15 protein-coding genes are annotated in these 22,690 nt (G+C 35.2%); 10 read left to right on the top strand and 5 right to left on the bottom strand.

What is annotated here, in order from left to right:
* Window positions 1-138 precede the first annotated feature (138 nt).
* The 10 genes from RMR09_RS00375 to acs all read left to right on the top strand — a co-directional run bounded on the left by RMR09_RS00375 (window position 139) and on the right by acs (window position 12,609).
* A complete protein-coding gene (locus RMR09_RS00375; protein ID WP_310593853.1) occupies window positions 139-705 on the top strand; it encodes an REP-associated tyrosine transposase in 567 nt (188 codons plus the stop codon).
* Between the two features lie 105 nt (window positions 706-810).
* The gene (locus RMR09_RS00370; protein WP_310593852.1) at window positions 811-1,146 is read left to right on the top strand and encodes a DUF1493 family protein; all 336 of its coding nucleotides are present in this window, start codon (window positions 811-813) and stop codon (window positions 1,144-1,146) included.
* A gap of 632 nt (window positions 1,147-1,778) precedes the next feature.
* Entirely contained in the window at window positions 1,779-2,198 is a 420-nt protein-coding gene (locus RMR09_RS00365) for a helix-turn-helix domain-containing protein (RefSeq protein WP_310593851.1), read from the top strand.
* 107 nt (window positions 2,199-2,305) lie between these two features.
* Window positions 2,306-3,550, top strand: coding sequence for a hypothetical protein (locus tag RMR09_RS00360; protein ID WP_310593850.1), 1,245 nt, complete (start codon window positions 2,306-2,308; stop codon window positions 3,548-3,550).
* Between the two features lie 37 nt (window positions 3,551-3,587).
* A complete protein-coding gene (locus RMR09_RS00355) occupies window positions 3,588-5,150 on the top strand; it encodes an MFS transporter (RefSeq protein WP_310593849.1) in 1,563 nt (520 codons plus the stop codon).
* Window positions 5,151-5,185: 35 nt separating this feature from the next.
* Window positions 5,186-5,407 (top strand): DUF6814 family protein, encoded by a 222-nt coding sequence (locus RMR09_RS00350; protein ID WP_310593848.1) that lies wholly within the window; start codon window positions 5,186-5,188, stop codon window positions 5,405-5,407.
* A 256-nt stretch (window positions 5,408-5,663) separates the two neighbouring features.
* On the top strand, window positions 5,664-8,369 hold the full coding sequence (locus RMR09_RS00345; RefSeq protein ID WP_310593847.1) for a sensor histidine kinase: 2,706 nt from the start codon (window positions 5,664-5,666) through the stop codon (window positions 8,367-8,369).
* A 4-nt stretch (window positions 8,370-8,373) separates the two neighbouring features.
* A complete protein-coding gene (locus RMR09_RS00340) occupies window positions 8,374-8,739 on the top strand; it encodes a response regulator (protein WP_310593846.1) in 366 nt (121 codons plus the stop codon).
* Between the two features lie 28 nt (window positions 8,740-8,767).
* On the top strand, window positions 8,768-10,666 hold the full coding sequence (locus RMR09_RS00335) for an acetate--CoA ligase (RefSeq protein WP_310593845.1): 1,899 nt from the start codon (window positions 8,768-8,770) through the stop codon (window positions 10,664-10,666).
* A 35-nt stretch (window positions 10,667-10,701) separates the two neighbouring features.
* Window positions 10,702-12,609: an acetate--CoA ligase gene (acs, locus tag RMR09_RS00330; RefSeq protein WP_310593844.1), complete on the top strand. Its 1,908-nt coding sequence runs from the start codon at window positions 10,702-10,704 to the stop codon at window positions 12,607-12,609.
* Window positions 12,610-12,694: 85 nt separating this feature from the next.
* On the opposite strand, the gene RMR09_RS00325 is transcribed toward acs, so the two are convergent.
* The 5 genes from RMR09_RS00325 to RMR09_RS00305 form a co-directional block, all read right to left on the bottom strand.
* Window positions 12,695-13,399: a SusE domain-containing protein gene (locus RMR09_RS00325; protein ID WP_310593843.1), complete on the bottom strand. Its 705-nt coding sequence runs from the start codon at window positions 13,397-13,399 to the stop codon at window positions 12,695-12,697.
* A 2-nt stretch (window positions 13,400-13,401) separates the two neighbouring features.
* Entirely contained in the window at window positions 13,402-16,719 is a 3,318-nt protein-coding gene (locus tag RMR09_RS00320; protein ID WP_310593842.1) for an alpha-amylase family glycosyl hydrolase, read from the bottom strand.
* Window positions 16,720-16,798: 79 nt separating this feature from the next.
* Window positions 16,799-17,950 (bottom strand): SusE domain-containing protein, encoded by a 1,152-nt coding sequence (locus RMR09_RS00315; protein ID WP_310593841.1) that lies wholly within the window; start codon window positions 17,948-17,950, stop codon window positions 16,799-16,801.
* 58 nt (window positions 17,951-18,008) lie between these two features.
* Window positions 18,009-19,613, bottom strand: coding sequence for a RagB/SusD family nutrient uptake outer membrane protein (locus tag RMR09_RS00310; protein ID WP_310593840.1), 1,605 nt, complete (start codon window positions 19,611-19,613; stop codon window positions 18,009-18,011).
* 12 nt (window positions 19,614-19,625) lie between these two features.
* Entirely contained in the window at window positions 19,626-22,544 is a 2,919-nt protein-coding gene (locus RMR09_RS00305; RefSeq protein ID WP_310593839.1) for a SusC/RagA family TonB-linked outer membrane protein, read from the bottom strand.
* Window positions 22,545-22,690: the final 146 nt, after the last annotated feature.

Here is a 22,690-nt window from a genome sequence, read left to right as displayed (position 1 = left end):
GTGGTACTAAAAAACAATAGATTCCTCCGCTCCCGCGCGAAATAAAATTCGACGAAGTCAATCCCCATCGCTACCGCGCGAATCCCTTCGCGTGGCACTAAATAACAAACTATTTTTTCTATATTTGAAAAAACAAAAATGAGTAGAAATTATAAATTCCATAATCCTGAGGGACTATATTTTGTTAGTTTTGCTGTGGTAGGTTGGTTAGATGTTTTTACAAGAAATGAGTATAAAGATTTAATTGTGGAAAGTCTTGAATTTTGTCAGCAAAACAAAGGCATGGAAATTCATGCTTGGTGTATCATGACAAATCATGTCCATTTAATTTTTAGAAGCACAGAAAACCAAAAGCCAGAATTAGTATTAGGTGACTTCAAAAGATTTACGAGCCGAAGCATTATTAAAGCAATTCAGGAAAATCCAAGAGAAAGTAGAAAAGAATTTTTATTGGATTATTTTAAAAAGGAAGCCGACAAAAGCTCTAATACTACCCATTTTCAGTTTTGGAGACACGATAACAAACCAATTGAATTATGGAGTAATGAAGTAATTCGACAAAAAATAGATTACATACACAATAATCCTGTTGAAGAAGGAATTGTTTTTAGACCCGAAGATTATAAATATAGTAGCGCAGCAGATTATGCTGGAGAAAAAGGATTGTTAGATGGGATTTGTGTTTTTCAAAATTTTAAATTGTAAAACCACGCGAAAGGATTCGCGCGGGAGCGGGGATTTTAGTTCATAACAAGAATATTACTGAAATTAAAGAAAAATCTAATTCTATACTAAAAAAATAAGTACATCATGAATGAAGAAACGTTTAATAAGTTAAAAGAATTTATTATAAATCAATCTGCGGTTAATGATGAAGAGATAAATAGTTCGACACGAATAGAAGATGATTTAGGTGTGTCTGGAGATGATGCCGTAGAGTTTATAATTGCTTTTGGAAAAGAATTTAATGTAGATATATCGAAATTTATGGCAAATGATTATTTTAGCCCTGAAGGAGATTTTATATTACCAGCACTCATTAGATTTTTAACAAACAAAAAAAAGAGAGACAAAAAGTCTTTTACAGTAGGGCATCTTGAAAAGGCAATAATAGCAGGTAAGCTAGATGAAAACACCTTTTTATAGGTAATGTGGTAATGTTTACTCTGTAAAAAACAAATTTAAATTAGCTGGTAATGTGGTAGTGTATCAAAATTAGTGATGACCATAAATACATAAGTTACTATATTGATAATCAAGGTTTAAGTTAATTATTTTACAAAAGGAGAGACATACAGCCTCTCCTTTTGTACATTTAGTATCGCTTAAATCTTTTAAAATGGCTTTTTATCCGTCCTCGTGTATCAAAATTAGTGATGGAGGTGTGATTGATGGTTAACATGCTGAAAATCAATTGTATTATTAATTTAAAAACCCCCGCTCCCGCGCGAATCCCTTCGCGTGGCAATTCTAAATTAGAAAAAATATAGTAGCACTTAAGATTATGCTGGAGATAGTATATATAGAAAATGACGCTATTTTAGATTATAAAATCACACGAAAGGATTAGCTTCACATGGTAACCAAAATAAGCATCATCTAAATCTAGTTCTCCCAAGCACATACTCTTATCCATTTTTCATTTTAATAGATATTAGTATCAATCATTAGCTTTTAGTTCAATAAAATTAAAGTGTTTGTAATTTTTTTTAAATTTTATTGCCAATTTCGAATTGCTATATTTGCTAATTTATTATATTTATGCAAAATTTATATATATGGAAATTTTATCATGCCCAAAGTGCCAAAATAACCACATCATAAAAAGCGGCATTATCAACAACAAACAACGATATTTGTGCAAAAATTGCAACTATTTTTTCACCGTTAATAAAATAGGCAAAAAGATAGACGACTACTACGTTACCAAAGCGCTTCAACTATATCTTGAAGGTCTTAGTTACCGAGAAATAGAGCGCATTATTGGGGTTTCGCATGTTACCATTAGCAATTGGGTAAAAAGCTTTAATGTAAAAAAACCTTCTCATACCGATTATCATCCTACTTATAAGATTTTTAATCATTTAGAGCTCGTAGAATATTTGAAAAATAAAGAATTACTATCAGGGGCTGGGATGATTATCACAGAGTTAGGAGATAAATTTATGCTGATAAAATGGGAACGTTTTAAAGACTAACTATATTACTTTACACTTATATATATAATAATTTTTTTTAATCTAAAAATAATAGAATTTGGCTCTATTAAAACTAACCATTTTACTAACCAAACCAAAAAATTATTATGAAAAAACGTTATTTAATCCTATTAGCAGCGATTGCTTCTTTTAAAGGATATTCTCAAACTCCTGCTGCCCCAGCACCTTCAGCAAATGACTATAGTGTTTCCTGGTATGGATTCCTTAGATCAGACTATATTTTTGATTCTAGAAAATCAGCGATGGCTAGAGAAGACCAACTGAACTTATATCCTAATGATGTATTGAGAGATGCTAACGGGAAAGATGCTAATGCAGTAGGTCAATCCAACTTCTTAGCAGTAACTTCAAGATTTGGAGCTAAAGTAAAAGGTCCAGATGTTTGGGGAGCTAAAATGGGTGGAACTTTAGAAGCTGATTTCTATGCTACTGTTGAAGCTAACATTGGTTCACTTCGTTTGCGCCACGCATTCATTACAATGGACTGGAAAAAAACATCATTAACAATGGGGCAAACTTGGTACCCAACGTTTATTCCAGAAGTATTTCCTGGAGTAGCTAATTTCAACACTGGGATTCTATTCAATCCTTTTGGATGGGCTACACAAGTAAAATTGAAACAAGCTTTAAGCAAAGACGTTTCTTTGAGTTTGACTGCATATAAAGAAAGAGAATTCAGCGTTGCGGGAACTACTGCAAATGCTGCGTCTATCAATAGTACATTGCCAACATTAAATGCACAATTACAATACAAAGGGAAAAATGTTTTCTTAGGAGCTGGTGTTGAGTACAAATCAGTTCAACCTAATACTATATTCTCTAATGTTGTAACAACAGAAACCTTAAATAGTACTTCTATTTTTGGATATGGTAAATATGCAGATGACGACATCATTATTAAAGCGTACGGAATTTCTGGAGGAAATATGAATAACTTAGTAATGTTAGGGGGTTATACTGCTATCACTTCAGGAACAACTCAAACATTTAACCCTACAAAAACAAATGCTTTCTGGATTGACATTGCTAGCAATGGAAAATCAGTAGCTCCAGGATTATTCTTTGGTTCTACACAAAACAATGGAGCGGACACTGCTGCCTCTTCATTAGCTAATATCGCTGGAAGAGGACTTTCTAGCACACGATCTATCGACAATGTATGGAGACTTTCAGGAAGAATCGATTTCAAGAAAAACAAATTCAGAGTATCGCCAGAGTTAGAATTAACTTCTGCTAAATGGGGAGATACAAACCTTTTTGGAAAAGCAGCTTCAAATTTTGAAACTGTAAATAATTTCAGAACAATGATTTCATGTGTTTACACATTTTAACAACTATTAATTAACCAAACCAAAAAACAATTAAATTATGAATCAACACAAAAAAAGCTCCTTATGGAGCGTAATTGGAGCGTCTTCAGTAGGTACCATGATCGAATGGTATGACTTTTACATCTTTGGTAGTTTAGCTACTATTATTTCAACTAAATTTTTCCCTTCAGACAACCCAACTGCTGCCTTTCTTTCTACATTGGCAACATTTGCTGCAGGGTTTGTAGTACGTCCGTTTGGAGCCTTATTCTTCGGTCGTCTTGGGGATTTAATTGGACGTAAATACACGTTCATGGTTACTTTATTATTGATGGGTGGAGCTACATTTATGATTGGATGTATTCCTAGTTATGAAACTATTGGTTTCATGGCGCCAACTTTAGTATTAATATTACGTTTACTTCAAGGTCTTGCTCTTGGTGGGGAATACGGTGGAGCCGCTACTTATGTAGCAGAACACGCTGGCCCAGGCCAAAGAGGTTATTGGACTTCTTGGATTCAAACTACAGCAACAATCGGGTTATTTGTTTCTCTTATCGTGATTATGGTTACGAAAAGTTCAATGACTAAAGAAGCTTTTGAAGATTGGGGATGGAGAGTACCGTTCTGGGTATCTATCTTAATGATCTTAGTTTCTTACTTGATTCGTAAAAACATGAGCGAATCTCCTGAATTTGCGAAAGTAAAAGCAGAAGGTAAAACATCTAAAAATCCATTGAAAGAAAGTTTCGGACACAAATTAAACTTCAAATTTGTTTTACTTGCCTTATTTGGATTGGTTATGGGACAAGGTGTAGTTTGGTACACAGGTCAATTTTATGCTATGAGTTTCATCGAAAAAACAATGGGACTTGTAGATCAAAAAGGAGACATCATGATGATTGCCATTTTAATGGCTACTCCTTTCTTCGTATTTTTCGGATGGTTGTCTGATAGAATTGGAAGAAAATGGTTAATGCTTATCGGGATTTTAATCGCTGTAGTATCTTACAGACCGGTTTACAAAGCAATGTACGAAACTACAAGCATTAAAAACAAAACTGAAATCACTGCAAAAACTGTTTTATTAGCCGAAACTAAAGAGAACAAAGACGCCTTAGATTCAGTTTATACTACTACTAAAGAATTTACAGATGGTGCTACTTGGAAAGAAGTAAAAACTGTTGCTTTAGAAAATGGAGTTGCAAAAATCGTAGATGGAAAACCAAAAGTAGACAAAGTAACTACAATGGTGGTAAATGATTCTGACAAATGGATGGTTACTTTATTAGTTTTCTTCCAAATCTTTTTAGTAACAATGGTGTATGGACCAACTGCTGCTTTCTTAGTAGAATTATTCCCTGCAAAAATTCGTTATACTTCAATGTCATTACCTTACCATATTGGTAATGGAATCTTTGGAGGATTATTACCAGCTATCGCTACTTCATTAGTAGTTAGTGCAGGTAAATTAAATGACGCTGCAGTAGCTGCTGGAAACGAACCAGTAGTTCAAGACGCTTATTTAGAAGGTCTTTGGTACCCAATCATTATCGGAGCAATCTGTTTTGTAATCGGTGCTATATATGTAGATGGTAAAAGTACCGCTCATAAAGAATAAGTAATATTTTAATTAAACTAAAAAAACATCATATTATGAATGCGATAAAAAGAGTATTAGGCATTGTTTGGATTGCCATTGGAGTTGCCGCTGGATATTTCCTTTTGATTGACCAAGCTATTCCAAAGTTTGAAACAGGAAAACAAGAAGATTTGATTCCTGCTATTATTTACACATTTGTTCTTGCTCCTATTATTGTGGGTGGTTTAGGTATCTTCGGGTACTATTCACTTACAGGAGAATATAGCGACAAATAATAAATAAAATTTTAATATTTTATATACAATCGCTGTCATTATTGGCAGCGTTTGTATATTTTTATAACTATGAAGAAGAGACACGAACAAAAGCTGGTTATCCTTTCAATGCTAATGCTATTGGCTTTGAACCTACCGCTATTGTTATTGTTTGACAGCTCTCAGCCTTTTCTTGGCTTTCCTGTGATTTACATTTATGTGTTTTCTGCTTGGTTATTTTCTATTGGTGCAACCTACTTAATTATAAAGAGATATTATGAGTAGTGTAGGCCTTTTATTCATTTTAGCATTGTACATGCTTATCCTTTTTTATATTGCCTATTGGGCAGAAAAAAGAGGTCATTCCAAATGGACTAACAATCCATATATTTATTCCCTTTCATTAGCTGTGTACTGCACCGCTTGGACGTATTACGGAAGTATTGGTGTTGCTGCCAATTCCGGATTAGGTTACTTACCTATCTATTTAGGTCCTATCATTATTATCCCAACATGGATGATTATTCTAAAAAAAATCATCCGAATTTCAAGAGTAAATAAAATTTCTAGTATTGCTGATTTCATTTCATTACGATATGGCAATGATAGATTCTTAGGCGCATTAGTTACCATTGTTTGTATTTCTGGTATTGTGCCTTACATTGCTTTGCAACTTAAGTCCATTTCGGACACTTTTCATATTGTTACCAAAACCGAATCTAGCCCTAATATTTTTTACGACACCACTACGTATGCTTGTATTGCGTTGGCATTATTTGCTTCGTATTACGGAACCCGTTATGTAGACGCCTCCGAAAAAAGACGCGGAATTGTTACCGCAGTGGCGATGGAATCGGTTTTAAAACTCGTTTTCTTTTTAATCATCGGTATTTATGTTACCTACTTTGTCTTTGATGGTTTTGACGACATTTATACCAAAGCTGCTGTCTTAGAAAATTTTGATAAGAAAAATTCAGTAGGTGGTTTAACCGGTGGTATCAATTGGTTTTTTCTTTGCATTTTATCCATGTTTGCTATATTTCTATTGCCAAGACAGTTCCATACTTCAATTGTAGAAAATAACAAAGAAACACATCTTAGAACAGCCATGTGGTTGTTTCCTTTGTACTTGTTATTGTTCAATATTTTTGTATTTCCAATTGCATGGGGAGGTAATATTTTATTCCACGGTCAAGGATTAAATTCCGACACCTATTCCCTATTAATTCCACAATTTTTCAATAATAATGCACTTACTGTTTTAGTATTTCTCGGTGGATTTTCAGCTGCCATTTCGATGATTATTGTTTCGTCTATTGCATTGGCTACGATGCTAAGTAACAACCTATTGATTCCCTATGGATTTGTGGGTTCGTTGCAAAACAAATCACAAGAAAAGAACAACAAACGCATCATTCGTAGTAGAAAAATCGGCATCTTTTTATTAATTATTTTAGCCTACGCTATTTACCGAATTTTCATTTTAGATTACTCTCTAGTTTCTATTGGACTAGTTTCATTTGTAGTGATTGCGCAATTAGCCCCTGCTTTTTTTGGAGCGCTATTTTGGAGAAGAGGTTCTAACAAAGGAGCCATTACAGGTATCCTTATTGGATTCGCCATCTGCTGCTATACTTTATTGGCACCTTATGCATTAGGCATTAGTGAGTCTAGCAGTTTATTTATTCAAGAAGGTCCTTGGGGAGTTGAATTATTAAAACCATTTCAACTTTTTGGCTTGGATTATTTACAACCCATTCCACATGCTTTATTTTGGAGTTTGTTTTTTAACGTAATGAGTTTTGCTGCTGTATCTGTTAGTTTTAGAGGCAACTACAGAGAGCGCAATTATGCCGAAATGTTTGTGGATATTGACAAATACATCACCAATCACGAAGATGCTTTTGTTTGGAAAGGAACTGCTTATGTATCGGATATTGAAAAGGTATTGCAACGTTTTCTAGGAGAGGAAAGAACCAAACGCGCGTTATCTATTTTCAATTTAAAGTACAACATCGACAAAAATGTAGCAACCGCTGATGCGCGTTTTATAAAATTTGCAGAGAATTTATTGACGGGTCATATTGGTACCGCTTCTGCCAAAATATTAATCGCAAGTGTGGTTAAAGAAGACGAAATTAGTTTGCCTGAAGTATTGCGAATTCTGGAAGAGTCCAAAGAAAATATCATCATCAATAAAAAATTGACTGATACTTCCAATGAATTGCAAAAAATATCAGAACAATTAAAAGTAGCCAATGAAGAACTCGTTAAAAAAGACATACAAAAAGATGAATTTTTAGACACGGTTACTCATGAGTTACGTACACCAATTACTGCCATTCGTGCGGCAAGCGAAATTTTACATGACGACGAAGATGTGCCTTTTGAAGTGCGCAAACAATTTTTGCAAAACATCATTTCAGAATCGGATCGTTTGAATCGTTTGATTGATAAGATTTTGGATTTGGAAAAATTTGAAACAGGAAAACAAAAAATTTATCTTTCTAGAAATAACATTGCCAAAACAATTGAGAAAACCTTAGATTCTCTAAAACAACTCATCAACAACAAAAAAATTCAGGTCGAATTTGAAGATGCTGGCAAAGAAATTAGAGCCTTTTATGACGAGGAGCGAATCATTCAAGTCATTCACAACTTAGTATCGAATGCCATAAAATTTTCAGCTGAAACGGATGGTTTGATTAGCATTCAAATAACGGAAAACGAATCGAATGTAGCAGTTACCATTCACAATAACGGCAAAGGAATCAAAAAAGAAGATTTTGAAGCCATTTTTGATAAATTTTATCAGTCCAGAAATCAAAATGTCAAAAAACCAATTGGTAGCGGATTAGGTTTGGCTATTTGCAAACAAATTATAGAACATCACAAAGGCGCTATTTGGGCCAATGATAATGTAAAAGAGGGAGCCACTTTTGTCTTCACATTACCCAACTACAACACAACAGAAAACAACTAAGAGGATGAAAAAGATTTTAATCGTAGATGACGAACCCAACATCGTAATGGCATTAGAATATACTTTCAAAAAAAACAATTTTGAAGTATTCATTGCGCGTGATGGAAAAGAGGCATTGGAAATTTTAGAAAAACAACTTCCGGATGTAATCATTCTAGACGTAATGATGCCTATGGTTGATGGTTATGCTACACTAGAAGAAATAAAAAAAGACGATAGATTAGCCCATTGTAAAGTCATTTTCCTTTCGGCAAAAAATAAAGAGACAGACATTGAAAAAGGTTTAGAATTAGGCGCTAATTTATATGTCGTCAAGCCTTTTTCCGCCAAAAAATTAGTAGAACAAGTTCACGAATTAATAGAAAATTAGCCCAATCTTTATATATAAATACTAGATCATGAATTACAAAGATACCTACGCTACAAGCACCGAAAATCCAGAAGCATTTTGGAAAACACAAGCCGACAGTATTGATTGGTTTACCAAACCCGAAACTATTTTATCATCAGATGAAAATGGATACCCTCTTTGGTACAAAGATGGAGAATTAAACGTATGCTATTTAGCTTTAGACAAACACATTGAGGATGGTTTTGGAGACCAAGTGGCTTTAATCTATGATTCGCCAGTAACACAAACCATTAAAAAATATACTTTCTTAGAAGTGAAAACTGAGGTAGCAAAACTCGCAGGAGGAATGCAATCTTTAGGTCTAAAAAAAGGAGATACCGCAGTAATTTACATGCCAATGATTCCTCAAGCAGCCTTTGCTATGTTAGCTTGTGCTAGAATTGGTGTAACCCATTCGGTAGTTTTTGGAGGATTTGCTCCTCATGAATTAGCCATCCGAATTGATGATTGCAAACCAAGAGCGATTATCACCGCTTCTTCTGGAATTGAAATTGATCGATTAATTGCCTACAAACCTCTAGTTGACGAGGCCATTCAATTAGCCGAACACAAGCCTAAAAAAGTAATTATTCTAAATAGAAAATTAGGTGCCAAAGTTCCGTTTAAAAAATACGATGTAGATTACGATGCTTTGGTATACGGTTCTGAGGAAGCCGATTGTGTGCCTTTGAACTCCACACATCCTTTGTATGTTTTGTACACTTCGGGAACTACTGGAAAACCAAAAGGAATCGTTCGTGATTCAGGTGGTTATGCCACGGCTCTAAAATATTCAATGCAAAACGTGTACAACGCAATACCTGGAGAAGTCTTCTGGGCTGCCTCAGATGTGGGTTGGGTTGTAGGGCATAGCTATATCGTATATGGTCCGCTAATCAATCGAAATACTACAATTATTTTCGAAGGAAAACCAATCAAAACTCCAGATGCAAGTACTTTTTGGAGAATGATTGAAGAACATAAAGTAAGCGTAATGTTTACAGCTCCAACGGCTATCCGTGCTATCAAAAAAGAAGACCCAAACGGAGAATTCATCAAAAAACACGATTTAAGTTCGTTGAAAATTCAATTTTTAGCCGGTGAACGTTGTGATGTTGCTACCCTAGAATGGTATCAAGAACATATTCCCGTTCCAGCTATTGACCACTGGTGGCAAACAGAAACAGGTTGGCCAATTGTAGCTAACATGATGGGTATCGAATATTTGCCAATCAAACCAGGATCGGTTGGGAAAGCAGTTCCTGGATACGACATCCAAATTTTTAGTGAAAACGGAACCGAAGTAGGCCCAAATGAAGAAGGATACGTAGTGATCAAATTGCCTTTGCCTCCAGGAACCTTATTGGACTTATGGAAAGACAACCCAAGATTTAAAGCGGGGTATTTAGAAAAATTCCCAGGATATTATTTCTCAGGCGATGGTGGATTCAAGGACGACGACGATTATATTTTTATTACAGGTCGTGTAGATGACGTAATCAACGTAGCGGGTCACCGACTTTCTACTGCTGAGATGGAAGAAATTGTAGCTTCTCATTCGTCAGTGGCAGAATGTGCCGTTATTGGAATTCATGACGAATTAAAAGGACAAACTCCTTTGGCCTTAGTAGTGATCAAACACGGAGAAGACATTGAGCATTTCCAATTGGAACAAGAAATTGTAAAACTGGTTCGCCAACAAATTGGCGCCGTTGCTTCATTGCGAAATGTAGTCATTGTAAATCGTTTACCAAAAACTCGTTCGGGTAAAATCCTTCGTAAATTAATGCGCAGTATTACTGACGGAGAAGACTTTCAAATCCCTTCTACTATCGATGACGAAGCTATTGTAGGTGAAATTATTGAGGTGTTGAAAAAATATAAAATTGGAAGTTACAGCAAATAAAACAAACAGAATTAGAACATATAAAATAGAATACCATGAGTTATTATAAAATTGAAAATCTAGAAGAATATTTCAAACACTACAAAAAATCAATTCGTGAACCTAAAAAATTCTGGGACCGAATTGCTTCTGAAAACTTTACGTGGTACCAAGAATGGGACAACGTAATTGATTTCAATATGGCCGAAGCCGAAATTAAATGGTTTACCAATGCCAAAGTAAATATTACGAAAAACTGTATCGACAGACACCTTGCAAAACGAGGCGATAAAACGGCTATTATTTTTGAACCGAACGATCCTTCAGAAGCAGCGCAACATATTTCGTATAACGAATTATACGAACGCGTTTCTAAAATGGCGAATGTCTTGCGTGACCAAGGCGTCAAAAAAGGAGATCGCGTCTGCATTTATTTACCAATGATTCCTGAACTGGCTATTTCTCTTTTGGCTTGTGCTAGAATTGGAGCCATTCACTCGGTCGTTTTTGCAGGATTCTCTGCTTCAGCAGTCGCTTCAAGAATCAACGATTGCGAATGTAAAATGGTCATCACTTCTGATGGAAGTTACCGCGGAAACAAAGCGATTGATTTAAAAGGCATTGTGGACGAAGCCTTAGAAAAATGTCCTTGCGTTGAAACTGTTTTGGTTGCCAAAAGAACCAATACCAACGTGAATATGAAAGAAGGTCGTGACCAATGGTTGCAACCGCTTTTAGACAATGCAATGAATACTAACGTTGCTGAAATTATGGATGCTGAAGATCCTTTATTTATTTTGTACACTTCAGGTTCAACAGGGAAACCAAAAGGAATGGTACATACTACAGCAGGTTACATGGTGTATACTGCGTACACCTTCAAAAATGTATTTAGCTACGAAGAAAATGATGTTTTCTGGTGTACTGCGGATATTGGTTGGATTACAGGTCACTCGTATATTCTCTACGGACCTTTATTAAATGGAGCGACTACTGTTATTTTTGAAGGAGTTCCTTCGTATCCAGACTTCAGTCGTTTCTGGGAAGTAATTGAAAAACATCAAGTGACCCAATTCTATACAGCTCCAACAGCCATTCGTGCTTTGGCTAAGGAAAGTATTGAATACGTTCAAAAATACCCACTTCAATCGTTAAAAGTAATTGGATCGGTAGGAGAGCCAATCAATGAAGAAGCTTGGCACTGGTACAATGACCACGTAGGAGGGAAAAAATGTCCTGTGGTCGATACTTGGTGGCAAACCGAAACAGGAGGAATTATGATTTCGCCTTTGGCTTTTGTAACACCGACAAAACCAACCTACGCTTCGCTTCCATTGCCAGGAATTCAACCGGTATTAATGGATGAAAAACGAAACGAAATTGAAGGCAATCAAGTGACCGGAAGTTTGTGTATTAAATATCCTTGGCCAAGTATTGCCAGAACCATTTGGGGGGATCACCAACGTTATAAAGAAACCTATTTTAGTGCTTTCCCTGGTAAATATTTTACAGGTGACGGTGCTTTACGTGATGAAGTAGGCTATTACCGTATTACAGGTCGTGTCGATGACGTAGTGATTGTTTCTGGACACAATTTAGGAACTGCTCCTATTGAAGATGCTATTAACGAACATCCAGCAGTGGCTGAATCAGCTATTGTAGGTTTCCCACATGACATTAAAGGAAATGCGTTATACGGATTTGTCATCTTAAAAGAGTCTGGTGAATACCGTGACCGAGAAAACTTAAGTAAAGAGATTAACCAACATATTTCAGACCACATTGGGCCTATTGCTAAATTGGATAAAATCCAATTCGTATCTGGTTTGCCAAAAACACGTTCTGGAAAAATTATGCGTAGAATCTTGCGTAAAATTGCAGAAGGCGACTTCTCAAACTTTGGAGACATTACCACTTTATTGAATCCAGAAATTGTGGACGAAATTAAAGATGGAAAAATTTAGTTTTTAGTTTATGTGTTAATTGTAGTTGAAAAAAGCTACTCCTTTCGGGGAGTAGCTTTTTTATTTCAAATACTATTTGGATTCTCTAATTGGTTCTAAAATTCCAAACCTGCCCTCTTGTTTCTCCTCCTTTATTATCTTTGACTACCACCTTCCAATAATAGAGTGTTGTAGCTTGTAATGAAGTTGCGGCAAAAACCGGTGTCGTTATATTATCTCCAACCTTAACTGTTGGCGGATTTGTAGTCCCTAAATACACATCATAAGTCAATACATCTGCAACATCAGCGTCAGAAGCAAACCATTTTAAAGTAGCTGATGTTCCAGAAATTGTACTGTTTATTTCAGGCTGAACTAATTCCGGTAAAAATGGCAAATGATTGGCTACCGCTACCCCTTCAGTATAAAAACTATACGTTCCAGAATAGGCACTAGATGCATTTTTACTATCCGTTGCTTTTACTCTCCAATAATAGGCTTTACCTTTGTCTAAAGTAACCGCTTGGGTACGTGATGAAACATCTGTTGTACTGACAATTTGAGCAAACTGATTATCTGTTGCAATTTGTAATTGGTACACAATAGGATTGCTTTCTGCATCGGTTGAAGCACTCCATTCAAAAGTAACCGCATTGTTAATACACAACAAACTATTTGTTGGCGCCACTAAAGAGGGTACTGTTGGCGCAGTGTTTGTAGGCTCTGGTGTAGGTGTTGGTCCATCAGACCCCCCTCCACCGCACGAAATAAACAAAAGGGCTATACTCGCTAAATATATTATTTTTCTCATGTTTACTCTTTTACAATGGTTAAACTTACTGGAGTATCTAAATGTACTTTTGCAAAATACACCCCAGCTGATTCTTTTTCTAAATTCAGCTGTACTTTTCCATTCGACACTGAATACACTCCTTTTAAAACCAATTGTCCATTCAAATTGTACAATTCAACGGCTATTTCAGTTTTAAGAGTTGGTGTAGCTATTTCAATTACTCCATGCGTTGGATTGGGATAGGCTGTAAAACCACTTAAAGGATCCATAATACTAGTAGCATAAATTCCCTCACAAGCTTTAGCCGTTTTTACTTCTAGAAAATCACCTTGTTGGACTGGAATTGTAAAATTAGTAGCTGAAGTTTCAAATTGGGATGTCCCATTTACAAACACTTCAAAAGGAGCTGTTCCTTCCATAATTTGTACTGAGGCTACATTAGATGCAACTGATGATTTTCCTGTTAATGAAGAACCTCTAGTTATAGTTAAACTGTAGCATTGCTCAAAGTTAGGTTTTCCTGGAATGGTTATACAAACTGGATAAACTCCTGGAGCTAAATTAGAAATAGTCAAATTATTATTCGTGAAATTATAATTAGTCCCATTGACAGTGGCTACGTAGTTATAGGTTTGAGCAGCATTAATTACAATTTCTCCATTATTCTTATTAGCACAAGTTTCAGCTCTCGATTCTACATTAAAATTATCCGATGGTAAGGCAAATGGGGCATTGGCACCAAAAGCCTGTTTGTTTCCGTAAATTTTAAATTGACCTGGTAAAACAGCAATAGCATCGTTTACATTAACAACATTCAAAGTCGAATTATCCATCAAGTTAAACCATTCTCCTGCATACGGGAATCCTGTTGGTACACTTTTAGTGGTGACATCAAAGTTGGCAATAATGACTACATCTTTCAAACTTGTACTAGGAAGATTAGCATCTGTAATTTTAATAGTTTGTAATAATGAACTAGCGTTAGTTATAGTAGCTGTACCAGAAAAGACAGGCTCTTCTGTTTTTAAGCGAATCATTTTAGCCCAATCCGAATAAATTTTGAATCTATTGGCATTGGCTAACCAATTTCCTGTCCATTGCAATTGTGGTTTGGTATCCAATTTACAATCGCCCGTTGTAGCATCTGAAGAAGTATTAACGGTTCCATTATTACACGTAAAAATAGAATCATCATACCCCAACTCACCAAAATGCCAAATCATTTTTGGTCCTGGAACCAATAATGAAACTGCACCTATTGCCGACATTCTAGATAAAGCGGTATTTACTATTTTTACATTATGAGCCGAGTTAGTACTATTTCCATATTGGATATTCTTATACATTAAACGCTCTTCGTCATGACTTTCGGCATACCCCATCAATCTATGGTTCGTGAATCCTCTACTAGCACTGTTCATTCTAGCAATATTAGAAGTATACCCCATAGAGAGTTGATTGTATTCCGAATTCATGATTCCCCAAAGCATAATTCCTTTGCTTGGCGATTCAGTTATTCTGTAATTTGCCCATTCTTTCTCTTCGGTATCGGTTCCTAAATGCTCAAAAATAGTATAATGAGTCGGATCTAAACTCCATGAATAATCAGCATACGTTTTTAAAACAGCAACACGATCTGCACGATAAGCATTGGTACAAGCATCGTCTCCAGCAGTACATTCTTGTGTAAATCCTTTGGTCAAATCCCAACGGAACCCATCAATTTTGAATTCTTCAATCCATTGTTTCACTACACGTTTTACATAATTTTGAGTTCGTGGCTGTTGATGATTAAAATCTTCGCCTACACTATAACTGTGTTTCGCAACGGTATTGAAATACGGATTCTCAGTTGAGGGGCTTCCCCAACCATCACCATCAGGGTCATTCATCCACATTCTAAGCATTGGATTTCTTCCAAAAGCATGATTCAAAGCCACATCTAAAATTACTGCAATCCCATTTTGATGGCATTTATCAATCAATTCTTTTAACTTGTCTGAAGTACCATAAAATTTGTCCAAAGCCATATGGAAAGCGGTATTATATCCCCAGCTTTCATTGCCTTCAAACTCCATAACAGGAAGCAATTCGATGGCATTAATTTTTAAATTTTTAAAATAATCTAATTTATCAATTACTGATTGGAAATTCCGACCTGCGTCAAAATCACGAACTAATAATTCATACACTACTAATTTTTCCTTTGCAGGTTTAACAAAATTCGTTGTAGCAGTACTCCAAGCATAAGGCGCTTGTCCGGTTTGCAATACTGTAACCTCACGCTCTTGTCCCGTAGGATAAGCAGGTAAATTAGGATATGATGATGCTGGAATAGTTGGGTCATCATAAGGAGACAACACTAAAGTAGAATACGGGTCGGCAGTTTTCACCATAGCTGGCGTACCAGTAATTGGTGTAGCATCTACCACCCAATATTGATAGGTGTATTTTGTGCCTGAGGTCAAACCCGTTAATTCCAACCAGAATTTATCTGAATTGGTATCTTTTTTCATCGCATAGGCATTGGTAGGTTGCCAATTATTGAAACTTCCCGCCACATATACAAAATCTTTAAACGGAGCGTCTAACACCAAAGTCGCTTTTGTCGCATCGCTAGGATCGTAGTTGATACCGTCTACTAAATTAGAAGGCAAGGCTTGTCTACTCGTTCCTGGATTGACAACTACCGAAAACTTTTTTGTAATAGTTGTAGTACCTTGAACTACTTCTAATTCATAATTTTGATTACTTGTAATATTGGAATGTGTAAATGAATAACTTGAAGTCGATGTGTTAGTATTGATACTCACTCCATTTGATTTCAAATTATAACTTGCATTTCCATTAGTATTAGTAGCTGTAATTGTAAAATTAGAACCAGAATTAATAATGGTCGTACTATTTTGAACTGGTGCCGTTAAAGTAGATTGAAAAGCTCCAACTTCAAGAAATATATCAGAAGTCTGTGCATTACCTGCAGCATTTCTTATTACTAAACAAATTTCTGTAATCGAATTGGTAGTTGGCACACCAAAATAGGTGTACAAGTCAGGAGTCAACTCTAATTTATAGGTAGTACCTGCAACTAAAGTTAAGGCAGGCTGCGTTGTATTAACTCCCCAATTCCCTTTTACATATTGCCAACGTTGCCCATTTATTGTTAAACCAATGTGAGCATAAAGAGTACTATTGTCATTTGCCAAAGGGGTACCTGCTTTATTAAAATTAACAGTAACTATACCTCCAGCTATTGCCGGAGTTGGCGTAGTCGTTGTTTGCGCAATACCTATAGCATTCGCCAACAAAATCAAAAAAAATAAAATTGTTTTTTTCATAGCAATATATCAAAAGTGGAACTTAAACAAAAAAGCACCTAATTTATACAAATTAAGTGCTTTTCATTTAAATATAATTTTATTGTGGCATTAATCGTAAGTTGTAGTTAGCAGAGTTTCTGATATCTAAAACTACTTTATAATTTCCAGCAGTAGGTACTTTCATATCACCACCACCTAATTTAATTTTATATTGACCACCTGTTGTTACAGTCTCTAAATTCCCTGAAACTGTACCCATTTTAACTGACCAGTCATCTTTCAAACGAATTAAAAAATTATCTGCTGCTAAAGTTAGGGTTGCGGTATACATTTGATAGTATGGAGAACTTGGATTAGTATCAAATGTCAATGGAGTACCTGAACCCCATCCATTTGGAGTTGCAGCACCAATAATAGTCACTTGTCTTTGATCCATTGTATAAGTTCCAGCTGCCCAATTCACAGTAAAGAAATAAGTTCCTCCAGAAGCAGGCTTAATATTATTTCCTCCTAAAACACCTGAAAAAGCACCAGAGCCACTAGCTTCCCCTCTATCTCCTGACCAAGCAGCAACTGGAGAGAATTTAAATTCTGGAGTTGAGTTAGCGAACCAAACAAATCCTTCATAATTACCATTATTCCCAGCAGAAAATAATTTAGCAACATTTGCATTATCAGGAGACCAATCTGATCCATAACCACTTGCTCCTTGATAATTTCCAGGAACATAAATTCGTGCAAATTCATCATAAGTATCAAAAGCTGTAGCTGTAATTGTAACTTCATTTGAAACCACTGTATACGCATCAACAGTTGAAGAAGATTGATTCAAAGGACTTCCTACAACACGTATTTTGTAAGATTGTGAAGTACCAATAGCACCACCCGCGCCTAATAAAGCTGCATTTAATTGTCTATTCGTTACTGCTTTTTCTAAATTTATAGAAGCATCAACAGCAAAATCTCCTAATGGAAATGTTCCTGGAGCACTAAAGTTTCCAGTGCTTTTGATTACTTGTAAAGTATATCTTGCTGCAGCTGAATATCCAAAAGTAGACGAAGTCCACTTTGCAGTAAAAGCTGTTGCAGAAGCAGTCGAAGCGGTCAAAGCATAAGTGCCTCCTGTTGGAGCAGAAAGTACAATATTGTCTCCCTTTGCAGCAACTGGATCTAAAAGATCATCTGAACAAGAAACTAAACTTGATAGTATTCCTGCTACTAAAATTAAACTTAAATATATTTTTTTCATAATTATTAATTTATTTTCCAATGGTCTGAACAATTCAGACCATTGGATTTTTTAAACATTAATATCCAGTATTTTGAGTCAAATTAGAATTGGTATTTAATTCTGTTTGAGGAATTGGGTACACATTGAATTTAGCATCAATACTAGCTCCATTCAAAGCATTTCCTTTCCATTGCCATAATTTAGCACTTCCTGTGAATTTATTAGCACGAATTAAATCTTGTCTTCTGTGTCCTTCCCAGTACAACTCTCTAGCTCTTTCGTCTAAGACAAAGTCAGGAGTAATGTCTGAATCTGCTGCTACTGCAGTAGCTCCAGCACGAGTTCTCAATGTATTAACATAACCTCTAGCAACTGATTTTGATGCAGATGCAACATTATTAGCAGCTAATTCAGCATACATCAAATAAACATCAGCCAATCTGAATAATGGGAAATCGGTATCCGCATGTGTTTGATTACTTCCAATAGCACCAGTTGAAGTTTTATTAGAGAATTTTTTGATTTTCAAACCGCCATTCCCGAAGAAATCAGAAACTGAATTAATAGTTAAGTTTGAAGTTGATGCAGCATCAAACATCGCTCTTCTATCAGTAGTTCCTGTTAAATCTGAGAATACATTAGCAAATTCTTTTCTAGCTGCTAATCCATACCAACCTCCATCAACACCTACTTGTGAATTCCAATCACCAGTTGCAGCGTGAATAATAAAAGTAGTTCCTCCCCATGTTTTAGTATTAATACCATCAAAACGAATTGGGAAAATGATTTCCGATTGAACTGCTGCTCTATCATTATCAGCCATAAACAAGTTGCTATAAGGAACGTTTGCAATAGCATAAGGAGATGCAATTACTGCATTTATTGCTGCAAGTGCTTCTGCATCTTTACTAACTCCTGTATATACTTTAGCGTTTAAGTATAATTTAGCTAACAACATTTTAGCAGCTACTTTATCCGCTCTTCCGTATTCGTTAGTTCTTGCGTCTTTTAAATCAGCATCAATAGCAGTCAATTCAGTAACTAAATAGTTAAAAACATAAGCTCTATCTTTTTCAACAGGTTTAGTACCTACTAAATCATCTTCTGTTGCAAAAGCAACTTTACCAAAAATATCAATACCGTGATAGTAAGATAATGCTCTTAAGAAACGAACCTCTGCTCTGTATACTTTAATATCAGCTTTCAAAGCATCACTTACTCCTCTTGATGCTAATTTAGCATCAGTAGTAGCTCTTAAAAACTCATTAGACAATCCTACTTGGTAAAAAACTCTAGCATAAAATGCTTTAACAAATCGGTTATCAGCATTCCAAGTGTGGTTGTTCAACTCTGGCAAAGTTGGGTCACCCCAAGAAACCATTGCTTCATCAGTTGGCAACTCTTGTAATTGCCAGTATCCTCTTAAGTATTGACCAAAACCCTCGTCAATTCCTTGAATATCGGGAGCGTCCGAAGGACCTTTTTGACCCGTAACAGCTAAACCTGCATAGATTTTAGCTAAAAATTGTTTGTAAGAACTTGGATCTTTATAGAAAGCTTCTGATGTAAAATCATCATCATCTTTTGGAGACACATTCATATCATTAGTACATGATGCAAAAAATGTAATTAATCCAAGAAATACAAGTAATTTAAAATTAATTGATTTTATCTTTTTCATAATAGTTTAATATTAAAAATTATAGTTTAGTCCAAATAAGAACATTCTTGCACGTGGATAAATTGTACTGTCAATTCCTCCAAAAACCTCAGGATCCATTCCTTTGTATTTAGAAATTGTCAAGACATTTTGAACCCCTGAGTACAAACGTAAAGATGATGATTGTACATTAAATGGAGACTCAATTAAATAACCAATTGTTACGTTATCTAATTTTAACCAAGAAGCATCTTTAACATAGTAATCTGATTCTGCTCTCTTTTGAGTAAACAATGTGCTATTAAAATCAACTGTAGTATTGTTGATAGCTCTAACATTATTATCAGAAATACTTTGAGAAAGGAAACTTCTACTTGCATTAACATTATCGTAGATATAATTTCCTACACTAGATCTCCAAGCCATAGATACATCCCATTTTTTGTAGTTGTAATTGGTCATGAATCCCATTGTTACTGTAGCATTTGGTTTATGGAAAGCATGTTTATCCAAAGATGTAATTTGTCCATCTCCATTTCTATCTACATACACCCCTTCTAATGGTTTACCAGCAGCATCATATACTTGCTCGTACAACCAGAAAGTATTTGGAGCTAATTGCTCTTGATGAATTTGTGCGTACAAATCCAATCCTACTGAACCTTGTGCAAAGTTTAATCCTCCTAAATCTTTAATTTTAATATCATTGTAAGCAATGTTATAATTAAAGTTTAAAGAAGAGTTCTTAGTTTGAATTGCTTTGTAGTTAATATTTAACTCCGCTCCTTTTGATGTTAATGAACCAATGTTTTGAAAACCTGCTGTTCTAAAGTTTTGTAACGATCCTTCAGGAACATAAGCAATCAAATCATTTGATGTTTTGTTATACACATCTAACGAACCTGTTACTTTATCATTAAATAAACCAAAATCTAACCCAGCATTGATAGTAGTAGTTTCCTCCCACTTCAAGTTACGGTTGTACCCTTCAGGTCTTCCTAATTGATAGAATTGACTTCCAAATTGGTACGTAGCTCCCGAAGTCACACCACTCAAATTATATCTTTGGAAATAGTCATAAGCAGCAGATCCAAGATCTTGTTGACCTGTAACACCCCATCCTAAACGTAATTTTAATTCAGAAACTGTTTTAGAATCTTTTAAGAAATTTTCTTTAGACACTTTCCTAGCAAAAGCCGCTCCAGGGAAATTACCCCAACGGTGTATTTCAGAAAATCTTGAAGAACCATCGCGTCTAAAGTTTACTGTAAATAAGTATTTATCGCTTAAATCAAAATTCAATCTTGAGTAATACGCTTGTAAATTAACTCCTGGACTTGTTACTACATCGGCTTTTTGTTCAGCAACTGGCAACAAAGTATTAGTTGAATAATAGCTTTCTAATTCGAAATTTTGGTATGAATAACCCGCAGTTAAATCTACCTTAACTTTTCCAAATTGTTTGTTATAATTCAAATAACCATCAGCTAATTTATTTGATTTATTCTCCCAAGTATTTTCATTATATCCAAGTTTTGCCGCATTATAAATACCCGCTCTTGAATTTAAGTCTACAATATTATTTCCAGTAGTTCTTCTACTATCGAAACCTAAATTTACAACCGCTTTTATATCTTCAAAGAAGTGTAATTTATATTCTGTTTGAATATTTCCATAAAATCTAGTACTCTGACCTGTATTGTTTTTTTGTTTCAATAAAGCTACTGGATTTGAAGCTCCATAAGTAGTATAATTATTTGGAGAATTCAACGTATAATTTTCTCTGTATCCATTAAAAGGAGAGTTCGGATCATAATTCACTTGAGTTGGGTCAAATGAAATAGCAGATCCAATTGCACCCTCATCAGCATATCTATTTTTCTCAGAAGCATAATTTGCATTTACTTCAAATTTCAAATGATTATCCAAGAATGAAGGAGTCATCGATAAGGCTACCGTATTTCTGTTAAAAGAAGAAGTCAATAAAACACCATCTACCGTAGTTTTACCAACAGACAATCGTGTTGGAACTGATTTCAAGAAATTACCTCTAATAGAAACGTCATTAGAAAAAGTAATTCCTGTTTTGTAAATTTCATTTTGCCAGTCAGTATTTCCTGTTCCTAACAAAGCTACTCTTGACGGAACATAAGTGGTAATCAAATTTCTAAATTCATCAGCAGAGTATACATCTACTTTTTTAGCTACCGTATTGAAAGTAGTCAATGAATTAAACGAAACTTTCACACCTTCTTGTTTAGTTCCTTTTTTAGTTTTAATTAAAACTACACCATTCGATCCACGAGAACCATAAATAGCAGTAGCTGAAGCGTCTTTCAAGATAGAGAACGACTCAATATCATTTGGATTAATTGAAGACAAACCATTATCTACAGGTAAACCATCAATAACCACCAAAGGATCATTTGAAGCTCCTAAAGAAGCTCCTCCTCTGATTCGAATTGCAGCACCATCACCAGGACGCCCTCCTTGAGTAACTACAACACCAGCAACTCTACCATTAAGTAAGTTCTCAGTATTAGTAATAGCTCCTCTGTTGAAGTCTTTTGCAGTAATAATAGCCACAGATCCTGTTGCATCTTTCTTTTTAACGGAACCGTATCCTACTTGGACCACTACTTCTTGTAGTTGATTCTCAGCTTCAGCCAGTTTTACTGTCACATTAGCTTGATTAGAATAGGTAATTGTCTGCGCCTTGTATCCTACAAATGAAAAGATAACAGCGTCTCCTTGCTTGATTTTTGACAATTTAAATTTACCGTCAAAATCTGTAGTAACACTTTGTTGCGCTCCTTTTACTACTACATTTACGCCAGGTATTGGCTGATTCGATTTAGAATCAACTACAACACCGCTAAATGAACTCTGAGCCAACAAACTAGCTGGCAAGAGTAGTAATAAAACTAACAACTTTTTGTAAATTGTTTTCATACTTGTTTGTTTAAATTAATTTGATTTTTGGTTAACGTTATTCTACTTTTAATTTACTTCGAATAACAAACGTAATAAATCGATAACGATTTCGAAACTACCGAAAACGTTTTCTATTTACGAAAACGTGGTAGTGTTGAAAAGTT

The sequence above is a fragment of the Flavobacterium sp. genome, from assembly GCF_031537875.1.
In the GTDB taxonomy this organism is placed as follows: domain Bacteria; phylum Bacteroidota; class Bacteroidia; order Flavobacteriales; family Flavobacteriaceae; genus Flavobacterium.
Note: the sequence above shows the minus strand (reverse complement) of the source record. Positions and strands in the feature narration are given on the sequence as shown.